We start from the raw sequence: 2,500 nt of genomic DNA, 5'->3' as shown, positions 1-2,500 counted from the left end.
TTCAGATCCCCGACCGGCTCTCCACATTCCATCCTTTGATTCTGGATTTCGATTTTGGCGCCCATCAGTTCGAGAGCTTTCAAAATTCCAATTCGAGCCGGATTGAGTCCTATGTTTTTGACGAGAAGATTTCCTTCTTTGGCCAGAACCCCAAGAACCAAAAAAAACGCGGCGGAAGATATGTCACCCGGCACCTTAAATTCTCCCCCGTTCAGAACGTATGGAGGTTCGATTTTAAAATGAAACGGGGAAATTTGTTCGATCTTGTTTCCTAAAAACCGGAACATGTTTTCGGTATGATCACGGGATAGGTTGTTTTCCGAATATTCCAAATTTGTTTCGGATGCAATCGCCGCAAGCATCAGACAGGATTTGATCTGTGCGCTCGCGATCGAACTTTCATAACGAAAGCTTTTTAGTTTTTTTCCTTCTACTTTTAAAGGAGCGGTTTCTTTTTCCCCCAGACCGAAAATGGAAGCTCCCATGGCAGTCAAAGGTTTAATGATTCTACCCATGGGACGTTTTTTTAGAGAATCGTCTCCCGTAAGGACCGCGTTCACTCCTGGTAAACCGCAGATGAGTCCCGCAGACAATCGAATCCCCGTTCCCGCATTTCCGAAATCAAGATTCACGTTCGGCGAAATAAGACCGCTCTTACCCGGACTTTCAAACTCGTATTCTCCCGGCTTAACTTTTCGGGCCTTCAATCCAAGTTTGGTGAAAGCGGACATCGTGTTCAAAGGGTCTTCCGCTTCCAAAAATCCGGTCACTTTAGATTTTCCCTTGGAAAGAGCGGCAAACAGAACACAGCGATGGGAAAGGGATTTGTCTCCGGGAACCGTGATTTCTCCGGATTTGAGTTTAATGTTTTTTGGAATCATCCTGGTTCTTCAAAATATAATCTCTAGATCTGCGGGAAGTTTCCATAAACCGTTCCCATTCCTTCGGATCTAGAGTGTTTTTTGGATTCAATTTTTCTAATATACTATCAAGCCGATCGCGATAATCCAGAAGAGACTTGTAGATTTCGTTCTGGTTAGAGCCAAAAATTGCCGCCCACATCTTGGGGTTGGAACCTGCGATTCTAGTCATATCTCGAAACCCTCCCCCGTTCAAAGGAATCGGAGAAAGATCGGTGTAACGTTTTACGGTTTTCTGATTGGCCGCCCAATCCGCCATAATCGAGGAAAGGATATGAGGAGAATGGGATAAATAGGACAATATGGAATCGTGTTCCTCCGCCGAAATTTCGATCGTTTCTGCGCCAACGAATTTCCAAAAGTTTTCCAAACGATCCCTGATTTCCGGTTTTGCATTTTTAGGGGAAGTCAAAATACAAAGCCGACCCTCATATAACGAAACATTTGCGAATTCGAGTCCAGATTCCTCCGAACCGCACATCGGATGAGAAGAAACATAGTTGTGCCCGCTTGGGAAACGCGTTTCCACGGCGTGAATGATTTCTTTTTTTGTGGATCCAAGATCGGTAATCATTCCCGAATAATCCGGAGGCAATTGTGCGATGAGTTTTACGGTTAAATCAACAGGAACTCCGAATATAATAAAATCGTAATCTTTCCAGCTTTTGGAGGAGCGGAATTCCTCCGCGGTCAAAATCGTATCCGCGGATTTCAGGGATTCTCCCTTGGACTTACTTGCAAAAGAGCTTACCACTCCGGTAACGTGTGTCGAAATTCCTTTTTTTTTGAGGGCAAGAGAAAGCGAGGCCCCCATAAGCCCCAGTCCATATATGAGAACATTAGAAAATTCTAATCTCATAGGCTTTGCGTAGACATCGGATAGGAACCGAGCACTCTCAGAAAAATCGTATTTTCATTCAAACTTGCGAGTACGTTCTGAATCGCTTCGTCCTTTTGGTGACCGTAAAAGTCGATGAAGAAGTTGTATTCCCAAGAGTTTCTTCTCGTGGGTCTGGATTCGATCTTGGTCAGATTCAACTGATGATCGAAAAACGGTTTTAACACCCGATAAAGTGCGCCTGGTTTATCGGGACAGGAGAAAACGATCGAAGTTTTGTCGTTTCCGGTGGGCGGGCATTGATTTTTTCCGATGATGAGAAATCGTGTCGTATTGTCGACAAGGTCTTCGATGGATTCCCGGATCAGACTGAGCCCGTAGATTTCCGCCGCAATGGAGGAGGCAATGGCCGCACAAGCGTCTTTTTTTTCCGCTACGATCTGAGCCGCCTTGGCCGTGGAAGATGTTTCTATGACCTCCACGTGAGGTAGATTGGCCGCAAGCCAATTCTTACACTGGGAATTGGCGATTTTGATTCCGTATAACGATTTGATCTTGGAAAGATCGTGTTCAAATCCGAGAAGACTGATGTTGATTCTTAAATAGTGTTCGGAATAAATGAGAAGATCAGAAATCAAAAATTGATCCAAAGTCGAATTGACCAAACCTTCGCTGGAGTTTTCCACCGGGACGACTCCGTAGTCGATCTTATCGGTTTCCACAGCACGAAACACGTCCGGAA

Annotated in this window: 3 protein-coding genes (2 of these 3 only partly in view); all 3 read right to left on the bottom strand. The window is 44.9% G+C overall.

Annotation, left to right across the window (positions count from 1 at the left end; genetic code table 11):
- Tightly spaced (each overlapping or abutting the next), the 3 genes in view from aroA to pheA form a layout consistent with a single transcriptional unit that may run on beyond the window.
- On the bottom strand, positions 1 to 881 hold the 5' portion of the coding sequence (aroA, locus tag LEP1GSC062_RS04565; protein ID WP_010578500.1) for a 3-phosphoshikimate 1-carboxyvinyltransferase. It extends 442 nt beyond the left edge of the window; the window shows 881 of its 1,323 coding nt (coding positions 1–881); its start codon is at positions 879 to 881; its stop codon lies beyond the left edge, outside the window.
- Entirely contained in the window at positions 862 to 1,779 is a 918-nt protein-coding gene (locus LEP1GSC062_RS04560; protein ID WP_039941136.1) for a prephenate dehydrogenase, read from the bottom strand. Before LEP1GSC062_RS04560 ends, aroA begins: the two co-directional genes overlap by 20 nt.
- Positions 1,776 to 2,500, bottom strand: the 3' portion of a protein-coding gene (gene pheA, locus LEP1GSC062_RS04555) for a prephenate dehydratase (protein WP_010578503.1). The gene runs 367 nt beyond the window's last position; only the last 725 of its 1,092 coding nucleotides appear in the window; its start codon lies beyond the right edge, outside the window; its stop codon occupies positions 1,776 to 1,778. The genes LEP1GSC062_RS04560 and pheA overlap by 4 nt, the downstream gene beginning before the upstream one ends.

The organism is Leptospira alexanderi serovar Manhao 3 str. L 60 (assembly GCF_000243815.2).
Lineage (GTDB): Bacteria > Spirochaetota > Leptospiria > Leptospirales > Leptospiraceae > Leptospira > Leptospira alexanderi.
Note: the sequence above shows the minus strand (reverse complement) of the source record. Positions and strands in the feature narration are given on the sequence as shown.

Bases quoted from the DNA above. Each gene is read 5' to 3' on its own strand.
- LEP1GSC062_RS04560 (WP_039941136.1), bottom strand. From the start codon at position 1,779: ATGAGATTAGAATTTTCTAATGTTCTCATATATGGACTGGGGCTTATG.